The organism is Bradyrhizobium diazoefficiens USDA 110 (assembly GCF_000011365.1).
Taxonomy (GTDB): Bacteria; Pseudomonadota; Alphaproteobacteria; order Rhizobiales; family Xanthobacteraceae; genus Bradyrhizobium; species Bradyrhizobium diazoefficiens.
Genome location: NC_004463.1, coordinates 3,306,482 through 3,323,912 on the forward strand (window position 1 = coordinate 3,306,482; position 17,431 = coordinate 3,323,912).

14 protein-coding genes are annotated in these 17,431 nt (G+C 64.9%); 9 read left to right on the plus strand and 5 right to left on the minus strand.

Annotated elements, in window-relative coordinates; translation table 11 throughout:
* Positions 1-786 (plus strand): ethanolamine ammonia-lyase subunit EutC, encoded by a 786-nt coding sequence (eutC, locus tag BJA_RS14845; protein ID WP_011085780.1) that lies wholly within the window; start codon positions 1-3, stop codon positions 784-786.
* A 205-nt stretch (positions 787-991) separates the two neighbouring features.
* Positions 992-3,358, plus strand: a complete 2,367-nt coding sequence (locus BJA_RS14850; RefSeq protein ID WP_011085781.1) for an efflux RND transporter permease subunit — start codon at positions 992-994, stop codon at positions 3,356-3,358.
* 28 nt (positions 3,359-3,386) lie between these two features.
* On the opposite strand, the gene BJA_RS14855 is transcribed toward BJA_RS14850, so the two are convergent.
* The gene (locus tag BJA_RS14855; RefSeq protein WP_011085782.1) at positions 3,387-4,220 is read right to left on the minus strand and encodes a hypothetical protein; all 834 of its coding nucleotides are present in this window, start codon (positions 4,218-4,220) and stop codon (positions 3,387-3,389) included.
* A 75-nt stretch (positions 4,221-4,295) separates the two neighbouring features.
* Positions 4,296-4,793: a hypothetical protein gene (locus BJA_RS14860; protein WP_027544089.1), complete on the minus strand. Its 498-nt coding sequence runs from the start codon at positions 4,791-4,793 to the stop codon at positions 4,296-4,298.
* 459 nt (positions 4,794-5,252) lie between these two features.
* Between BJA_RS14860 and BJA_RS14865 the strand changes: the two genes are divergently transcribed.
* The 6 genes from BJA_RS14865 to BJA_RS14890 all read left to right on the plus strand — a co-directional run bounded on the left by BJA_RS14865 (position 5,253) and on the right by BJA_RS14890 (position 11,427).
* Complete coding sequence (locus tag BJA_RS14865; protein ID WP_028172330.1) at positions 5,253-5,486, plus strand: hypothetical protein; 234 nt, start codon at positions 5,253-5,255, stop codon at positions 5,484-5,486.
* Positions 5,487-5,677: 191 nt separating this feature from the next.
* Entirely contained in the window at positions 5,678-6,562 is an 885-nt protein-coding gene (gene hpnC, locus BJA_RS14870; RefSeq protein WP_038965749.1) for a squalene synthase HpnC, read from the plus strand.
* A complete protein-coding gene (gene hpnD, locus BJA_RS14875) occupies positions 6,552-7,391 on the plus strand; it encodes a presqualene diphosphate synthase HpnD (RefSeq protein ID WP_011085786.1) in 840 nt (279 codons plus the stop codon). Before hpnC ends, hpnD begins: the two co-directional genes overlap by 11 nt.
* Entirely contained in the window at positions 7,391-8,647 is a 1,257-nt protein-coding gene (hpnE, locus tag BJA_RS14880; RefSeq protein WP_011085787.1) for a hydroxysqualene dehydroxylase HpnE, read from the plus strand. The genes hpnD and hpnE overlap by 1 nt, the downstream gene beginning before the upstream one ends.
* Before the next feature lie 51 nt (positions 8,648-8,698).
* Positions 8,699-10,681 (plus strand): squalene--hopene cyclase, encoded by a 1,983-nt coding sequence (gene shc, locus BJA_RS14885; RefSeq protein WP_011085788.1) that lies wholly within the window; start codon positions 8,699-8,701, stop codon positions 10,679-10,681.
* Entirely contained in the window at positions 10,678-11,427 is a 750-nt protein-coding gene (locus BJA_RS14890; RefSeq protein WP_028172326.1) for a phosphorylase, read from the plus strand. The genes shc and BJA_RS14890 overlap by 4 nt, the downstream gene beginning before the upstream one ends.
* A 77-nt stretch (positions 11,428-11,504) precedes the next feature.
* Here BJA_RS14890 and hpnH read toward each other — a convergent pair whose 3' ends face one another.
* Positions 11,505-12,665 carry an adenosyl-hopene transferase HpnH gene (gene hpnH / locus BJA_RS14895; protein ID WP_011085790.1) on the minus strand — a complete coding sequence of 387 codons (1,161 nt, stop codon included), beginning with the start codon at positions 12,663-12,665 and terminating at the stop codon, positions 11,505-11,507.
* A gap of 35 nt (positions 12,666-12,700) precedes the next feature.
* Entirely contained in the window at positions 12,701-13,627 is a 927-nt protein-coding gene (gene ispH, locus BJA_RS14900; protein ID WP_011085791.1) for a 4-hydroxy-3-methylbut-2-enyl diphosphate reductase, read from the minus strand.
* A gap of 451 nt (positions 13,628-14,078) precedes the next feature.
* Between ispH and BJA_RS14905 the strand changes: the two genes are divergently transcribed.
* A complete protein-coding gene (locus BJA_RS14905; protein ID WP_011085792.1) occupies positions 14,079-16,667 on the plus strand; it encodes an MMPL family transporter in 2,589 nt (862 codons plus the stop codon).
* On the opposite strand, the gene BJA_RS14910 is transcribed toward BJA_RS14905, so the two are convergent.
* Positions 16,635-17,291: a DUF2147 domain-containing protein gene (locus BJA_RS14910; RefSeq protein ID WP_038965759.1), complete on the minus strand. Its 657-nt coding sequence runs from the start codon at positions 17,289-17,291 to the stop codon at positions 16,635-16,637. The genes BJA_RS14905 and BJA_RS14910 overlap by 33 nt on opposite strands.
* Between the last annotated feature and the right edge of the window lie 140 nt (positions 17,292-17,431).

Sequence of the window (17,431 nt, forward strand, 5' to 3'; positions counted from 1 at the left end):
ATGTCTGATCCGGCCGTCCCGCGCCGCCCGACCCTCGATCTGCGGTCGTTCACGCCTGCGCGCGTTGCGCTCGGCCGCAGCGGCGCAAGCGTGCCGACACGCGCGCTGCTCGACTTCACGCTGGACCACGCCCGGGCCCGCGATGCCGTGCATGCAGTCTTCGACGTACCGCGGCTGCTCGCGGATCTCGGTGCGCTCGGCCTCGCCGTCACCGAGGCGAGGAGCCGGGCGGCCGACCGCAGGGACTATCTGCGCCGGCCGGATCTGGGGCGGCAGCTTGATGCCGGCTCAATCGAGGCTCTGGCGCGAATTGCCTCAAGGCCATGCCAGCTTGCGATCGTGATCGGCGACGGCCTGTCGGCGGCGGCGGTCCACGCCCATGCGGTGGCGCTGGTGACGCGCCTGCTGCCGCTGCTCGCAGCCGACGATGCTGTCGCGCTCGGCCATGTTGTCGTCGCCTCCGGCGCGCGCGTCGCGCTCGGCGACCAGATCGGCGCCATTCTCGGCGCGCGCATGGTCGTGACGCTGATCGGCGAGCGACCCGGCCTGTCCGCGCCCGACAGCCTCGGCGCCTATCTGACCTTCGCGCCGACGCCGGGCCGCACCGATGCCGAGCGCAATTGCGTGTCGAACATCCACCACGCTGGGTTGAGCAATGACGAGGCCGCCTTCAAGATCGCCTGGCTCCTCCGGGAGGGGCTGGCAAGGGAGGTCACCGGCGTCGCGCTGAAAGACGAGAGCGCGGACCGGGCGCCGCGTCGAATTGGCACGTCCTTGCCCGAATAACGGGCATTCCGGCAAAATCGCTACAGCTTGATCGATTTGGCCACACTTCGCCTGCTTGCGAGGGAGGCTATGGACCTGCTAAACCCCTCGCGGCGATTTTCCGCGCATTTTCAAGGGGCAAGCCTCCCATTGGTATGGCGTTTTCAAGCCGTTCGCGGAGCGCAATAAGCTCACAGACCGAGCCGATTTAGGAACTGGATAAGGCATGCTCGAAAAGCACAGCGAGAGTGAGGTTCATGTCGACAAGGTCGAGCAGGGACCCGCGTCCTCCATCGCCTTCGGGTTGGAGCGCATCGGGCTGATCGCCGTCCGGGCGCCGATCGTCTCCTGCATCGTCCTGCTCGTCCTGATCGTGGGCGCCGTTTTCGGCATCCACCGGATCAAGATCGACGATTCGCTGTCGCAGCTGTTCCGCTCCGACACCCGCGAATTCCACCAGTACGAAGAGGTGACGAAGAAGTTTCCGGCCGAGGAGTTCGACGTCCTCGTCGTGGTCGAAGGCAAGAACCTCCTGGCTCGGAACAACCTCGAGAAGCTGCGCGACTTCATCACCGACATGCAGCTGGTCGAGGGCACGCGTGGCCTCGTCTCGCTGTTCTCGGCGCGTCAGGCACCGGCGCCGGGCAAGCTGCCGGCGGCGCTGTTCCCGCCCGAGCTGCCCGAGGGCGCGGCCTATGACAAGTTCATCGAGACCGTCAAGAACAACGAGATCATCCGCGGCAAGTTGTTGTCGGAGGACGGCACGCTGGCCCTGATCGTGCTGTCGCTCGATCCGGAGGTGGTCGCCTCCAGCAAGCTGACCAAGACCGTCGCCGACATCCGCGCGCTGATGAAGGAGGATCTCGGCGACACCGGGCTCAACGTGCAGCTCTCCGGCGTGCCGGTGATGCAGCTCGAGATCCGCAACGCGGTCGAGCGCGACGGGCTGACCTACAACATCCTCGGCATTCTCGCCGGCTGCGTCATCGCCATCATCTTCTTCCGCAAGATCTCGTTCATGATCGCGGCCGCGTTCCCGCCGATGATCGCGATCCTGTTGGCGCTCGGCGCGCTGGGCTGGGCGAACTTCAATCTCAACATGTTCCTGAACGTGATGACGCCGCTCATCATGGTCATCAGCTTCTCGGACTCGATGCAGCTGACTTTCGCCGCGCGCGACAGGCTGATCGCGGGCCAGGACAAGTTCACCGCGTTCAAGAACGCCGTGCTGGTGGTGGGACCCGCCTGCGTGCTGACGCACGGCACCGCCGGTATTTCCTTCATCGCGCTCCAGTTCTCCAGCTCCGACCTGATCCGCAAGTTCGGCGAGGCGGGGCTCGCCGCCACCATCATCGCGCTGGTCGCGGTGCTGTCGCTGGTGCCGGTGTTCGGCGTGCTGTTCGTGCGCAACGAGAAGGTCTTCGCGGTCAAGTTCCAGGGGGCGGACGCCGGCGTCCAGGCGCTACGCAATTTCTGCTACTGGATCGCGGTGCGCATGGTCGGCCGGCCAGGCCTGTTCAGCCTGATCGCGGTGCTGTTCGTCGGCGGCCTCGGCGTCATCTACGCCAATCTGGAGCCCCGCTACCGGCTTGCCGACCAGGTGCCGGACAAGCGCCAGGCGGTCGCCGCCAGCGACCGGCTCGACGCCAAGCTCACCGGCGCCAACCCGGTCAACGTGCTGGTCCAGTTCCCCAAGGGTGAATCGCTCTATTCGCCGGAGACGCTGCAGACGATCGCCGACGTGCATGCGACCGTGGAGAAGGCGGCCGGTGTCGGCAACGTCTGGTCGGTCGAGACCCTGCGCCGCTGGCTCGCGGAAAAGGCCGGCAGCGCCGACGTTGCGACGCTGAAGGAATATATCGGCGTCATTCCCGAGCATCTGGTGCGGCGGTTCATCGACGCCGAGCAGGATGCGGTCGTGGTCGCAGGCCGCGTGCCGGACAAGGATTCCAGCCAACTCCTGCCGATCGTGGACAAGCTCGATTCCGAGCTCGACGCCGTCCGCAAGAAGCATCCCGGCTACGAGGTCGCGGTGACGGGCCTTGCCGCCATCGCGGCGCGCAATTCCGCCAGCATGATCGAGAAGCTGAACCGCGGACTCACCGTCGAATTCGCGCTGGTCGCGATCTTCATCGGCCTCGCCTTCCGCTCCTGGGTGGTGATGTTCGCCTGCATCCTGCCGGGCATCTTCCCTGTCGTGATGTCGGGAACGGTGCTGTGGGCGATGGGCGAGGGCCTGCAATTCGCCAGCGTCGTCGCGCTCACCGTCTCGTTCGGCCTGGGCTTGAGCGCCACCATCCACTTCCTCAATCGCTTGAGGCTGGAGAGCAAGCCGGGCGTCGGCTCGGCGCTCGCGGTGGAGCGGGCGACCGTGCTGGTCGGACCGGCACTGATCCTGACCACGGTGGTGCTGGCCTGCGGCCTCGTCGTCACCGTGTTCTCCGACCTGCCGTCGCTGCGGCTGTTCGGCTGGCTCAGCGCCTTCTCGATGGTCATGGCCCTGGTCGCCGACCTCTTCATCCTGCGGCCGACGGCGATGTGGCTGATCAACCTGCACGCCAAGCTTCAGGGCGCGGACAAGCGCGCAATCTAAGCGCGGGGCGGCGAACGCTGCCCTGCGCTCAGGCTTCGATGCTAATGATGCCGTACGGGTTGAACTTGAAGTCGTCCTCGGCGTAGTCCTGTTCCCGCGAGAGCGTAAGCTTGCGATCGCGCAGCGTCGCGTCGATGCCGCGCTCGGCCATCGCGTTTGCGATCTCCTCCATGAGCATCACTGCGGACCATTCGTTGCCGCGCGATTTCGCGACATAGACCTCCGGCAAACCGAGGAGGTGATAGCCGACGGTCTCGTAATAGCGATCGCCGCCGAGCGGGCGCTTGGCGAAGGCAAGACGACAGGCCTTCGCGAGGGCGAGCGTCATGCCAAGGCCCTCGCTGGTCTTTGCGCCTGTGCGTGCCTGATCGGCGAGACTGCGCCATCGCGCAAGCCCGTGGGCAACGCCTGCGCTTTCGCCCTTCACGGCGGTGGCACCGGCCTCGATCATCTCCTCGACGATACGCAAGGCCGCTGCCGAATAGGCGACCGTCTTCTGCTTGTCCATCGGCGGGCTCAGCACGTAGAGCACCGATTTGTGGTTGGCCACGGCTGCTTCGTCGGCGGCAGACCATGCATTGGGAAAGACACGGTCCCAGCACACGCCGAACGACCGCTCCATGTGCGGATCGGGCTTGGCTTGCGAATACGTGCGGTCGATCTCGAAGTTGAAATCCGCGATCGTCCTGGCCACCGCCTTCGGTGGCTGCAGCAGGCTGTCGTCCTTGCCGAGGAAGCAGAGCACGTGACGTGGTTTCACGGACGAAGGCTGCATGCTCGTTCCCTGCTGGTCATTTGCGAAGGCGCGACTGGCGACGATAAGGCCGGCGGCCTTGAGCAGATGTCTGCGAATTGGGTCCATATCCGCAACAATGTCAGCAAAAAGCCCCCGGCTCGCGAGAACCGGGGGCGTGTTCCTCTCGACGCGGGAAGGGCGTCAGCCCTTCGTCATCGTGATGTTGACGCCGCGGATCTCGCCCTTGGAGCTGATCTGCACCGTCTGCTTGGTGCCGTTGGTGCGCAGCGACAGGTTGGCGGCGAAGCCGTTGGCCTCGACGAACACCTCGATCTGGCCGCCGCCGGCGGTGCCCTGGAGATTGCCGAAGATGTTGCGGCTGGCCTCGCTCCAGTTGCCGGAGATGCGGTCGCCCTGGCTCGTCACGTCGCTGGTGAGGTCGAACTTGTAGCTGTCGGACGCGCAGTGCAGCGCCTGCTTCAGGTTGAGACCGCTGCCGGCGACCTTGTAGTCGGCCTTGCAGCGGATGCGCTCGGTGGAACCGTCGGACAGCGACACCGTGCCGGTGCCGGTCCACGCGCCGTCAAAACCGGCAAACGGTCCGGACGACTGTGCGTGGCTTGCCGAAACCGAGAAGAGCAGCGCAGCCCCGATGCCGGCCGCCTTGATTGCCAGTCCAGATCGCCCAAAGAATTTCATCACAAATATCCCGTTTTGGAACGACGTCCGCTCAAGATCGGGACGTCTCGCCACATCGAAGGTTTAGTGCTTCGAGCCCGTGTCAGGTTCAAAGCCTGGCCGCCAGAGATGGCGGTTCATGAGGCCTTGCGCCATGCCCGGCGGCTGCGATTTCCCGGGTTTTGGCATGTTTCCGGCCGAAACGGAGGGGCTGAGCGATGCAGCTCTGCAACAGGCGTGCAGTAAAATGCGGACCGCCTGAATTATGACGTAGTATCAACCCCTTACATCTGCCAATGAAGGCGCAGGGAAGACCTGATTTGGTGGATGTGGCGCCAATTTGGCCGCATTTGCCAGTGCTTGTGCCTTCTCCGAGGCCGCACGCTTCGCGGCGACTTGCCATCAGAACATTCCGTTCCGGTCGTCCGCCCTGTGCTGTCCGGGATTGGTGCGATTCTGCCGTCAGAATGAAGGAATACAATGCGTAAGCTTCTCGTCGCTCTCACCCTGCTGTCGGCGTCCCTTTCCACGGCGGCATTTGCCCAGCAAGGGCGTGGCACGGACTCCGAGCAGAAGGCCTGCACGCGCGATGTGCAGAAGTTCTGCCGTCCGGTCATCGATCAGGGCGATTTCACCATCCTGGCCTGCCTGAAGGAGAACCGGACCAAGATCTCGCAGGCCTGCGACCAAGTTCTGAAGAACCACAACCAGTAAGCTCGGCCACTGGCCCACAAGGGCGGCCCCGGGGCCGCCTTTTTCAGGCCGGATCCGCAGGGCAGCCTTCGAGAGACAGGATTGGTTTTGCGGCCGTATTCCCCTATATGGGGGCCGCGGCGGCATCGCCGGCACGAGCCCGCGCGAGCGAAAAAGCTCTTCCTGTCCAAACGATTGTAAACCAGCCCTCGATGACCTCTGCGAGCGAATTGCGATCCGGCAAGGGTGACCGCGACGAGAATTTTCCCGTCGCGTCCTGGATCATTCATCCGCGTCATCGCGCGCTGATCCTGGCGTATTACAATTTCGTCCGTACTGCCGACGACATCGCCGACCACGCGACGCTGCCAGGCGACCAGAAGCTCGCCTATCTCGACCTGCTCGAGGCGGAACTGCTCGGCAAGGGCGACACCCAGGCCGAAGCCGTCGTCTTGCGGCGCGCGCTGGCCGAGCGCGGCATGGCGCCGCGCCACGCGCTCGACGTGCTCATCGCCTTCCGCATGGACGTCACCAAGCTGCGCTACGAGAACTGGGACGAGGTGATCCACTATTGCCGTTACTCGGCGATGCCGGTCGGCCGTTTCATGCTCGACGTCCACGGCGAGAGCACCTCGACCTGGGCCGCGTCGGACGCGCTTTGCGCGGCGCTCCAGATCAACAACCACCTCCAGGATTGCGGCAAGGATTTTCGCGAGCTCAACCGCGTCTATCTGCCGCGCGATGCGCTGGCCGCGAGCGGCGCCTCGGTCGAGCAGCTCGGCCTTGCCCAGTCGCCGCCGGCGATGCTGGCCTGCCTGCAGTCGCTCGCCGTGCGCAACGAAGCGCTGCTGGACGAGGGCAGGTCGTTAACTGCGGAGATCCGGGATTTCCGCCTCGGCATCGACGTCGCGGTGATCCAGGCCTATGCCGACCGCATCGTGCGCCTGCTCAAGGTGCGCGATCCCCTGCGCGAGCGCGTGCATCTCAACAAGTTCGAGCTCCTCACCTTCAGCCTCGCCGGCATGATCGGCGAAGTCGGCCGCCGCGCGATCGGACGCAAGGCCATTTCCAGACCGGGGACTGCACATGACGCTTGAGGCGACCTCGCCCGGCGCCAGTTATGGCTCGACCGCATCCGGCAGCTCGTTCTACGCCGCGATGCGCATCCTGCCGCATGACCAGCGCGAAGCGATGTTCCAGATCTACAGCTTCTGCCGGCAGGTCGACGACATCGCCGATTCCGACGGCCCGCGCGAGGAGCGGCTCGCCGCGCTTCAGGCGTGGCGCACCGACATCGACGCGCTCTATCAAGGCAATCCGCCGCCGCGGCTGAAGGACTACGTCGCCTCGGTGAAGACCTTCGGGCTCAAGCGCGAGGATTTCCTGGCCATCGTCGACGGCATGGAGATGGACGTGCCGCAGGACATCCGCGCGCCCGACATGGCGACGCTCGATCTCTATTGCGATCGGGTCGCCAGCGCCGTGGGGCGGCTGTCGGTGCGGGTGTTCGGCCTGCCCGAAGAGGACGGCATCCAGCTCGCCTATCATCTCGGCCGCGCGCTTCAGCTCACCAACATCCTGCGCGACATCGACGAGGACGCCGGCCTCGGCCGGCTCTATCTGCCGCGCGAAGCGCTGCTGCATGCCGGCATCACCTCCAACGACCCGAACCGCGTCATCGCCGAACGCGCGCTGCCGAAGGTCTGCCTGCCGCTGGCGCAGCGTGCGAAGGTGCATTTCGAGAAGTCGGACGAGATCATGAACCGCAACAAGCGCCGCACCGTGCGTGCGCCGCGGATCATGTCGAAATACTATCATTCCATTCTGGACCTCCTGATCGCGCGCGGCTTCAACGCGCCGCGCGAGCCGGTGCGTGTGTCGAAGGTCACACGCATCCTGATCCTGCTCCGTTACGCTTTCATCTGATGCAAAACACAGCTCACATCATCGGCGCTGGAATTTCCGGCCTCTCCGCCGCCGTGCGGCTCGCCAATGCCGGCTTCAAGGTCGCCGTGCACGAGGCGACGCACCAGGCCGGCGGCCGCTGCCGTTCCTATTTCGACGGCGCAACCAACCTCACCATCGACAACGGCAATCATCTGCTGCTGTCGGGCAACAGCCATGCGCGCGCCTATGCGCGCTCGATCGGGACCGAGGCGGGCCTGGTCGGTCCTGAAAGCGCGCAGTTTCCCTTCGTCGATATCAAGACCGGGCAGCGCTGGCAGATCGATCTCGGCACCGGCCGGCTGCCGACCTGGGTGCTCGACGAGAGCCGCCGCGTTCCCGACACAGGCCTCACCGACTATCTCAAGCTGGCGCCGCTGATCTGGGCCTCGGAGGAGACGCTGGTCGGCAAGTCCATTCCTACCGAAGGCGTGCTCTATCAGCGCCTGGTGCAGCCGCTGCTGCTCGCCGCGCTCAACGTCGATCCGCCCGAGGGCTCGGCCGGGCTCGCCGGCGCGATCGTGCGCGAGACGCTGCTTGCCGGCGGACAGGCTTGCCGTCCCTTGATCGCGCGCGACGGCCTTAGCGCCGTGCTGATCGAGCCCGCCGTGAAGTTCTTGCAGGAGCGCGGCCACTCGGTTCAGCTCGGCCATGAGCTGCGTGCGTTCGTGACCAGTGACGGCAAGGCCGGCGCGCTGAATTTCGGCGGCGAGGACGTGATCCAGCTCGCCGACGGCGATGTCGTCGTGATGGCGGTGCCGCCGCGTGCCGCCGCCAGCCTGCTGCCGGGCCTGAAGACGCCGACCGAATTCCGCGCCATCGTGAATGCACATTTCCGTTTTGAGCCGCCGCCGGGTTCGCCGCCGATCCTGGGCGTGATCGGCGGCATCGTGGAATGGCTGTTCGCGTTCCCGAACCGGCTTTCCGTGACCATCAGCAACGGCGACCGTCTCGTCGACATGCCGCGCGAGGAGCTCGCGCAAGCGATCTGGAACGACGTCTGCGAGGCAGGCGGCGTTTCCGGCGAGCTGCCTCCCTGGCAGATCGTGCGCGAGCGGCGCGCCACCTTTGCCGCCACGCCGGCGCAGAATGCCCTGCGTCCGGGGCCGGTTACCGCGCTGAAAAACCTGTTCCTCGCCGGCGACTGGACTGCTACGGGATTGCCTGCAACCATCGAGGGATCGGTCCGGTCCGGTGATCGCGCCGCCGATCTGGTGCTGGCCGCACAGCGGCCCTGACGGGAATTTGTCCCGGTCAATTCAAATTAACTATCGGAGTAATCGAGCCAGATGGATTCCGTGAACGCGACCGCCCGCGAAGCCAAGGAATCCAAGATCTCGGAATCGGAGATCTTGGAATCGAGCATTGCGTCAGCCACGCAAGGCGTCCTCGGCTTCCAGCAATCCGACGGCCATTGGGTGTTCGAGCTCGAGGCCGACTGCACGATTCCGGCCGAATACGTTCTGTTGCGCCACTATCTCGCCGAGCCGGTCGACACCGTGCTCGAGGCCAAGATCGGCAATTATCTCCGTCGCGTGCAGGGCGCCCATGGCGGCTGGCCGCTCGTGCATGACGGCGAGTTCGACATGAGCGCCAGCGTGAAGGCGTACTTCGCGCTGAAGATGATCGGGGATTCCATCGACGCCCCGCACATGGTGCGTGCGCGCGAGGCGATCCACGCCCGCGGCGGCGCTATTCACAGCAACGTCTTCACGCGCTTCATGCTCGCGATGTTCGGCATCGTGACCTGGCGCGCGGTGCCGGTGCTGCCGATCGAGATCATGCTGCTGCCGTTCTGGTCGCCGTTCCACATCAACAAGATCTCCTACTGGGCGCGCACCACCATGGTGCCGCTGATGGTGATCGCCGCGCTGAAGCCGCGCGCGAAGAATCCGAAGGGCGTCGGCATCGACGAGCTGTTTCTCCAGGATCCGCGCTCGATCGGCATGACCGCGAAGGCGCCGCACCAGAGCATGGCCTGGTTCCTGCTGTTCCGTTCGCTCGATGCGATCTTGCGCGTCATCGAGCCGCTGTTTCCGAAGAGCCTGCGCAAGCGCGCCATCGACACCGCGCTCGCCTTCAGCGAGGAGCGGCTCAACGGCGAGGACGGCATGGGCGCGATCTATCCGCCGATGGCCAACCTCGTCATGATGTACGACGCGCTCGGCAAGGACGAGAACTATCCGCCGCGCGCGGTCACGCGCCGGGGCATCGACAAGCTGCTCGTGATCGGCGACGACGAGGCCTATTGCCAGCCCTGCGTCTCGCCGGTGTGGGATACGACGCTGACCGCCCACGCGCTGCTGGAGGCCGGCGGCGACAAGGCGGTGCCTGCGGCGAAGCATGGCCTCGACTGGCTGATCCCGAAGCAGGAGCTCGAGGTGAAGGGCGACTGGGCCGTGAAGCGGCCCGACGTGCGCCCGGGCGGCTGGGCGTTCCAGTACAACAATGCCTACTATCCCGATCTCGACGACACCGCGGTCGTGGTGATGTCGATGGACCGGATGCGCCGGGAGCACGGCGTCACCGGCTATGATTCCGCGATCGACCGTGGCCGGGAGTGGATCGAGGGCATGCAGAGCGACGACGGCGGCTGGGCCGCCTTCGACGTCAACAATCTCGAATATTACCTGAACAACATCCCGTTCTCGGACCATGGCGCGCTGCTAGATCCGCCGACCGAGGACGTCACCGCGCGCTGCGTCTCGATGCTGGCCCAGCTCGGCGAGACCGCCAAGACCAGCAAGCATGTGGCCGACGGGGTCGCCTACCTCCGCAAGACCCAGCACCCGGAAGGGTCCTGGTACGGCCGCTGGGGCATGAACTTCATCTATGGAACCTGGTCGGTGCTCTGCGCCCTGAACATGGCCGGCGTCCGCCACGACGACCCGATGATTCGGAAAGCCGCCGACTGGCTGGCCTCGATCCAGAACAAGGACGGGGGCTGGGGCGAGGACGCCGTCAGCTACCGGCTGGACTACAAGGGCTGGGAAGCCGCCCCCTCGACCGCCTCGCAAACGGCATGGGCCTTGCTTGCCCTGATGGCGGCAGGCGAGGTTGATCACCCGGCCGTCGCCCGCGGGGTGGAGTACCTGATTGCAACACAGAACGAAAAAGGACTGTGGGACGAGCAGCGGTACACCGCCACAGGCTTTCCCCGTGTATTCTATCTACGGTATCATGGTTACTCGAAGTTCTTCCCGCTGTGGGCGCTGGCGCGGTACCGGAACTTGCGGAACACCAACAGCAGGGTGGTAGGGGTCGGAATGTGACTTTGGGGACGGGGGACTATCTTACCGCGGGCAATGCCATTGATCCGCGGCCAATACTCATTGTGACCGGTCTGGTTCAGGAGGCCCGCATCGCGGCGGGCCCCGGAATGGCCGTCATCTGCTCGTCCAGCAGCCCGACCCAGTTGCGGGCGCTCCTGACCGTGGTGGATCCTGAGACGATTCGCGGCGTGATCTCGTTCGGCGTGGCCGGCGGGCTCGACCCGACGCTGCGCTCCGGCGACGTCGTGCTGGCGACCGAGGTGCTGTCAGGCGACACCCGTTGGGCCGCTGGCCTATCGCTCGGCGACGACCTGATCGACCGCCTCACGTCAGGGCGCCGCCGCGTGGTGCGCGGCAGCCTCGCCGGCGCCGAGGAAGTGGTCACCGGGCGGTCCTGCAAGGCGGCGCTGCATTCGGAGACCGGCGCCTCCGCCGTCGACATGGAAAGCCACATCGCGGCCGCCTACGCCGCCGAGGCGGGGCTGCCCTTTGCCGCGGTCCGCGTCATCAGCGACCCCGCCCATCGCGCGCTGCCGGCGCTCGCCCGCGCCGCCATCAAGCCGAACGGCCAGATCGACCTCGCGGCCGTGCTGCGCGGAATCGTGCGCAACCCGACGACGCTGCATGCGCTGGTCTCGACCGGCATCGACTTCAACCGCGCGCTGCGCTCCCTGCGCGGTTGCCGCGACTTCCTGATCGGCACCGAGCTGGTCGACAGCGAGGCGTTGGTCGCCGAGACAGTCTGAGCGTCTCGATCTGACAAAAGAAAAGGCCCGGTCGCGATGGCGACCGGGCCTTTTTGTTCGTGGTGCTGTTTCTCGCCTTACGCGGCCGTCGAGGCCTTCCGTGCGGCCTTCTCCTGCGCGGCGGCGGCCTCGTCCTTGCGGATCTCGGAGAGCTTCTTCTGGACCTGCTCCGAGAAGATGTACTGCGCCGGGCGCTGCTTGCTCATGTCGATCTCCGGCGCCATCGGGCCAGAGGTCTTGACGCCGCGCAGCGACACCCACATCGCCTTCAGCGGGTTGTTCAGCGCTGCGGTCGCCGCGGTCGGCTCGTAGCCGCAATGGGCCATACAGTCGGCGCACTTCTCGTACTTGCCGGTGCCGTAGGTCTCCCAGTCGGTGGTGTCCATCAGCTCCTTGAAGGTCTTGGCATAGCCTTCACCGAGCAGATAGCAGGGCTTCTGCCAGCCGAAGATGTTGCGCGCGGGCATGCCCCAGGGCGTGCACTCGTATTCCTGGTTGCCGGCGAGGAAGTCGAGGAACAGGCCGGAATGCATGAAGTTCCACTTCTTGCCCTTGCCCATCGCGAAGACGTCGCGGAACAGCTTCTTGGTCTTGGTGCGGTTGAGGAAGTGCTCCTGGTCCGGCGCACGCTCATAGGCGTAGCCCGGCGACATCGAGACGCCGACACCGAGCTCGACAGTGAGGTCGAGGAACTTCGCGATCTCCTCGGCCGGATGGCCGTCGAAGATGGTGGCGTTGACGTTGACCGTGAAGCCGCGCGCCTTGGCCGCCTTGATCGCGGAGACGGCGCGGTCGAACACGCCCTTCTGCGACACCGCCTTGTCGTGATGGTCCTTCAGGCCGTCGAGATGCACGGAGAAGAACAAATACGGGGAGGGCTCGAACAAATCGAGCTTCTTCTCGAGCAGCAGCGCGTTGGTGCAGAGCGAGACGAACTTCTTGCGCGCGACGAGGCCGCGCACAATCTCGCCGATCTCCTTGTGGATCAGCGGCTCGCCGCCGGGAATGGCGACCATCGGCGCACCGCATTCGTCGGCCGCGTCCCAGCACTCCTGCGCCGTCATGCGGCGGTTCAGGATCGCATCCGGATAATCGATCTTGCCGCAGCCGACGCAGGCGAGGTTGCAGCGGAACAGCGGCTCCAGCATCAGCACGAGCGGATAGCGTTTGCGGCCAAGCAGTTTCTGCTTGAGCAAATAGCCGCCGATACGCATTTCCTTGAAGAAGGGGATAGCCATTACACGTTTCTTTCTGGGCTTGAAATTCGGGTGGGTCAGCTCGCAGCCAGTTCGGCCGGAAGCCGGAATTCGATGTTTTCCTCGCGGCCCGGCAGCACCTGGACCTTGACTGGTCCGATCCGCCGCATCGCTTCGATCACGTCATCCACGAGTACCTCGGGCGCCGAGGCGCCGGCCGTGACGCCGACGGTCCTGGCATCTTTCAACCACTCCGGATTGAGTTCGCTGCCGTCGGCAATCAAATAACTCGCGACACCGGCTTCAGTGCCGATTTCGCGGAGCCGGTTCGAGTTCGAGCTATTGGCAGCGCCCACCACCAAGATCACGTCGACCAGCTTGCTCAAGTCCCTTACCGCAGATTGGCGGTTCTGTGTCGCATAGCAGATATCCCGGATATCCGGGCCTTGAATATCTGTAAAGCGGGCCTGAAGGGCCGAAATGATGTCCCTGGTGTCGTCCACCGACAGGGTGGTCTGGGTGATGTAGGCCACTGGCGTATCCGCCGGCAGCGTGAGGGCGTTAACCTCTTCGACGCTTTGAACAAGCAGCACGGGGGCGGGAACCTGGCCCATCGTGCCCTCGACCTCGGGGTGGCCGGCATGGCCGATCAGGATCAGGGTGCGGCCCTTGGTGATATAGCGCTTCCCCTGATTGTGAACTTTCGTGACCAGGGGGCAGGTGGCATTGAGCACCGGAAGGTCGCGCGCGGCGGCCTCTTCCTCGACGCTGCGGGCGACGCCATGGGCGCTGAAAACGGTCACCGCCTTCGGCGGAACCTCGGACAGCTCCTCGACGAAGATGGCGCCCTTGTTCTTCAGGCTCTCGACCACGTATTTGTTGTGCACGATCTCGTGGCGCACGTAGACGGGCGGGCCGAACTTCTCCAGCGCCCGTTCCACGATCTCGATCGCCCGCACCACGCCCGCGCAGAAACCGCGCGGTTGCGCTAGATAAACTTCCATAGGACGCCCATCACGCAAGTTGCACCAATCCGCTTCAAAGTTCCCGGCGGCACCTCGATACTGACCAATGAGTTGCAATATCCGCACCATTGGTTTCGCGCACGCGGTAGCCACCCACCCCCGTCGGGGCTCCGGCGCATGGAGGCGCAATACTTTGTGTCAAAAAATCGGCAGAAAGGAAAGGTCGGATAGACCTTTGGTTCCCCGCCGGGTATTATAGTATGGAAATTGCGATGAGCAAAATGGCGACATTTGTGCTCACCCCTTCGTCACTTTCCCGCCTCAACTCCCCGGCTATACCGACCGCCCCGCATGATTTTGCCACGGTCCGCGCCGTTTACCTCGAACCTTCTTGCGGCGAGAGCCACTTAAAACAGCAATAGGTTTCGCCCGGGAACTCCGATAAACAGCGGGCGTTTTCGGCAAGCTGTTAACACCAGAAAGAAAAGATGTGCTGCAAAGCGTAGTCGTTGCCATCGTCAGGGCCTGTACCCGGTTTGCCTCCCTCGTCGTCGTTCTCGGGCTCCTGCTTGCGGTGGGGGCCGGCTATTACACGTCCAAGCACTTCGCCATCAACACCGACATCAACTCGCTGATTGCCCAGAATCTGGACTGGCGCCAGCGCGACCAGCAATTCGACCGCGCCTTCGACCGCGACGCGACGATTACGGCAGTGGTCGAGGCAAAGACGCCGGAAATGGCGACCGCGGCATCGGACGCGCTGTTTGCCAAGCTGAAGGACGACAAGACCAACTTCCAGTCGATGCAGCAGCTCGGCACCGGCGAGTTCTTCGAGAAGAACGGCCTCTTGTTCCTGCCGACCGAGGAGGTCGCCAAGGTCACCGGCGAGTTCGAATCGGCGGCGCCCCTGATCGAGATCATGGCGGGCGACCCCTCGATCCGCGGCCTGACCGGCGCGCTGGAGACGGGACTTGCCGGCGTCAAGCGCGGCCAGGTCAAGCTCGACAATACCGCGCGGCCTTTCAACCTGATCGCGCAGACGGTCGAGACCGTGCTCAACAAGGGCAATGCGAGCTTCTCGTGGCGCGAACTCGTCAGCGACGAGCCGCTGTCGGATTCCGACAAGCGCGCCTTCATCGAGTTCAAGCCGATCCTCGACTACAACGCGCTGGAGCCCGGCAAGGGCGCTACCGACGCGATCCGCAAGGCTGCGGCGGATCTGGATTTCGCGACCAAATACCAGGCGCGGGTGCGACTGACCGGCCCGGTGCCGATCGCCAATGAGGAATATGCCACCGTCCAGGAAGGCGCCGTCGTCAACGGCGTCGGCACCGTCCTCGTCGTGCTGCTGATCCTGTGGCTGGCGCTGCACTCGGCGAAGATCATCTTCGCGGTGTTCGTCAATCTCTTCGTCGGCCTTGCCATCACGACCGCCGCCGGCCTGATGATGGTCGGATCGTTCAATTTGCTGTCGATCGCGTTCGCGGTGCTGTTCGTCGGCCTCGGCGTCGATTTCGGCATCCAGTACAGCGTCCGCTACCGCTCGGAGCGCTACAAGCACAACGACCTTTCGGGTGCGCTGGTGCTGGCAGCGAAGCGCTCTGCGGTGCCGCTGTCGCTTGCGGCGATGGCGACCGCGGCAGGCTTCCTTTGCTTCATGCCTACGGACTATCAAGGCATCGCGGAGCTCGGCCAGATCGCCGGCGTCGGCATGCTGGTGGCTTTCCTCTCTTCGATCACCGTTCTGCCGGCAATGCTGAAGCTGCTCAACCCACCCGGCGAGAAGGAGCCCGTGGGCTACGCCTTCCTGGCGCCGCTCGATCACTTCCTGGAGAAGCATCGTGTGCTGGTGGTGGGGGGCACGCTGCTGCTCGCGCTCGCCGGCTTGCCGCTGCTCTATTTCATGAAGTTCGACTTCAACCCGATGAACCTGCGCAACCCGAAGGCCGAATCGATCGCGACCTTCCTCGACCTGCGCAAGGATCCCAACACCGGTGCCAATGCCATCAACGTGATGACGACGTCCGAGGAGCAGGCACGGCAGGTCGAGGCGAAGCTGGAGAAGGTGCCGGAGGTGCTGCGCGTGATGTCGCTCGACAGCTTCGTGCCGCAAGACCAGCAGCCGAAGCTGAAGCTGATCGCACAGGGCGCCAAGGTGCTGAACCCCGCGCTCAATCCCGACCAGATCGATGCCGCGCCGTCGGACAAGGAGAACGTCGATGCGCTGAAATCCTCGGTCGACAATCTGCGCCGGACCGCCGGCGATGCGAAGGGGCCGGGCGCGGTCGCCTCGCGCCGCCTTGCGGACGCGCTCGAGAAGCTCGCCAATGCCGACGAGGCCATGCGCAACAAGGCGCAGGACGTGTTCGTCACGCCGATGAAGATCGTGTTCGACCAGCTCAGGAACGCGATGCAGGCCGAGCCGGTCACCCTGAAGTCATTGCCGCCCGATCTGGTCAGCGCCTGGAAGAGCAAGGACGGCATCATCCGCGTCGAGGCGCTGCCCAAGGGCGATCCCAACGACAACGACACGCTGCGCAGATTTGCGGCGGCGGTGCTCGTTGCCGAGCCGACCGCGATCGGCGGGCCGGTCTCGATCCTGAAATCCGGCGACACCGTGGTGAAGGCGTTCATCCACGCCGGCGTCTACGCACTGCTGGTGATCGGCCTTCTGCTGTGGATCACGCTCCGCCGGTTCGTGGACGTGCTGATGACGCTGGTGCCGCTCCTGGTTGCCGGCGCGGTCACGCTCGAGATCTGCGTGCTGATCGGCCTGCCGCTCAACTTCGCCAACATCGTCGCGTTCCCGCTGCTGCTCGGCGTCGGCGTCGCCTTCAAGATCTACTATGTCGTGGCCTGGCGCTCGGGCAGAACAAACCTGCTTCAGACCAGCCTGACACGCGCGATCTTCTTCAGCGCGCTGACGACGGCGACGGCATTCGGCAGCCTGTGGCTGTCGAGCCATCCCGGCACGTCCAGCATGGGCAAGCTGCTGGCGCTCTCACTGGTGACGACGCTCGCCGCCGTGCTGCTGTTCCAGCCGGCCCTAATGGGCAAGCCCCGCAATCTCAGGGAGTAGGCAGATGTCGCCGACGGGGTCGGCGGCGCCCTTCTGACCGGGCTTGGCCGCCGTGGCGGTTTTCGGGGCCGGCGCAGGCGCTGTGGCGCCCGTCGTGCCTTGGGGCACTGTGCCTTGGGGTGGTGCAGTGCCTTGGGCTTTCGGCGCCGCGCCGGTGGGCTTCGGCGCGCCCTTGGCCATGGCGTTGGCGGGGCTCAAGGGGATCGGCGGTCCGACCCGGGTCCAGGTTTCGCCGCCGCAGAGGAAGCCCATCACGCAGCCCTTGATCTCAAGCTGGTCGGTACCGGCCGGAGTGATGGTCGCGCTGTAGAGCTGGCCGTCTTTCGCGTTGTAGACCTGTCCTTCCCACTGATCGACGCCGGGCTTCTTCTTCATGTCGATCAGGGTCGCCATGCCCAGCGTCGGCCTGTTCTGTTTCGAGACATCCGGGTTGTTCTCGTCACGGCCGCCAGGCTGCTTTTCCCAGGAAACCGCGCCCCACATGCTGCCATTGCATTGGGCGACACGGATGTTGGCGACGCCGTCGGCGACCCGCCAGTCGCCGGTGGGGTCGGCGGCGAGAGCAGGAGTCAGGCAGGCGTAACCGCCAGCCAGTATAATTCCGGTGTAAAGGGCCAAACGCATGAGTGTTCCTTGGCAGTGCAACATGGTTTAAAGCTGTGCTTGCGAAGATGGTCCGAAAAAGGGCAAAAGGCCGCACAGACCGTTTTCTGTAACGGTCCGTTTCCAGTTGACGAGACGGCCCTCAACCGAAGTATGTAGCG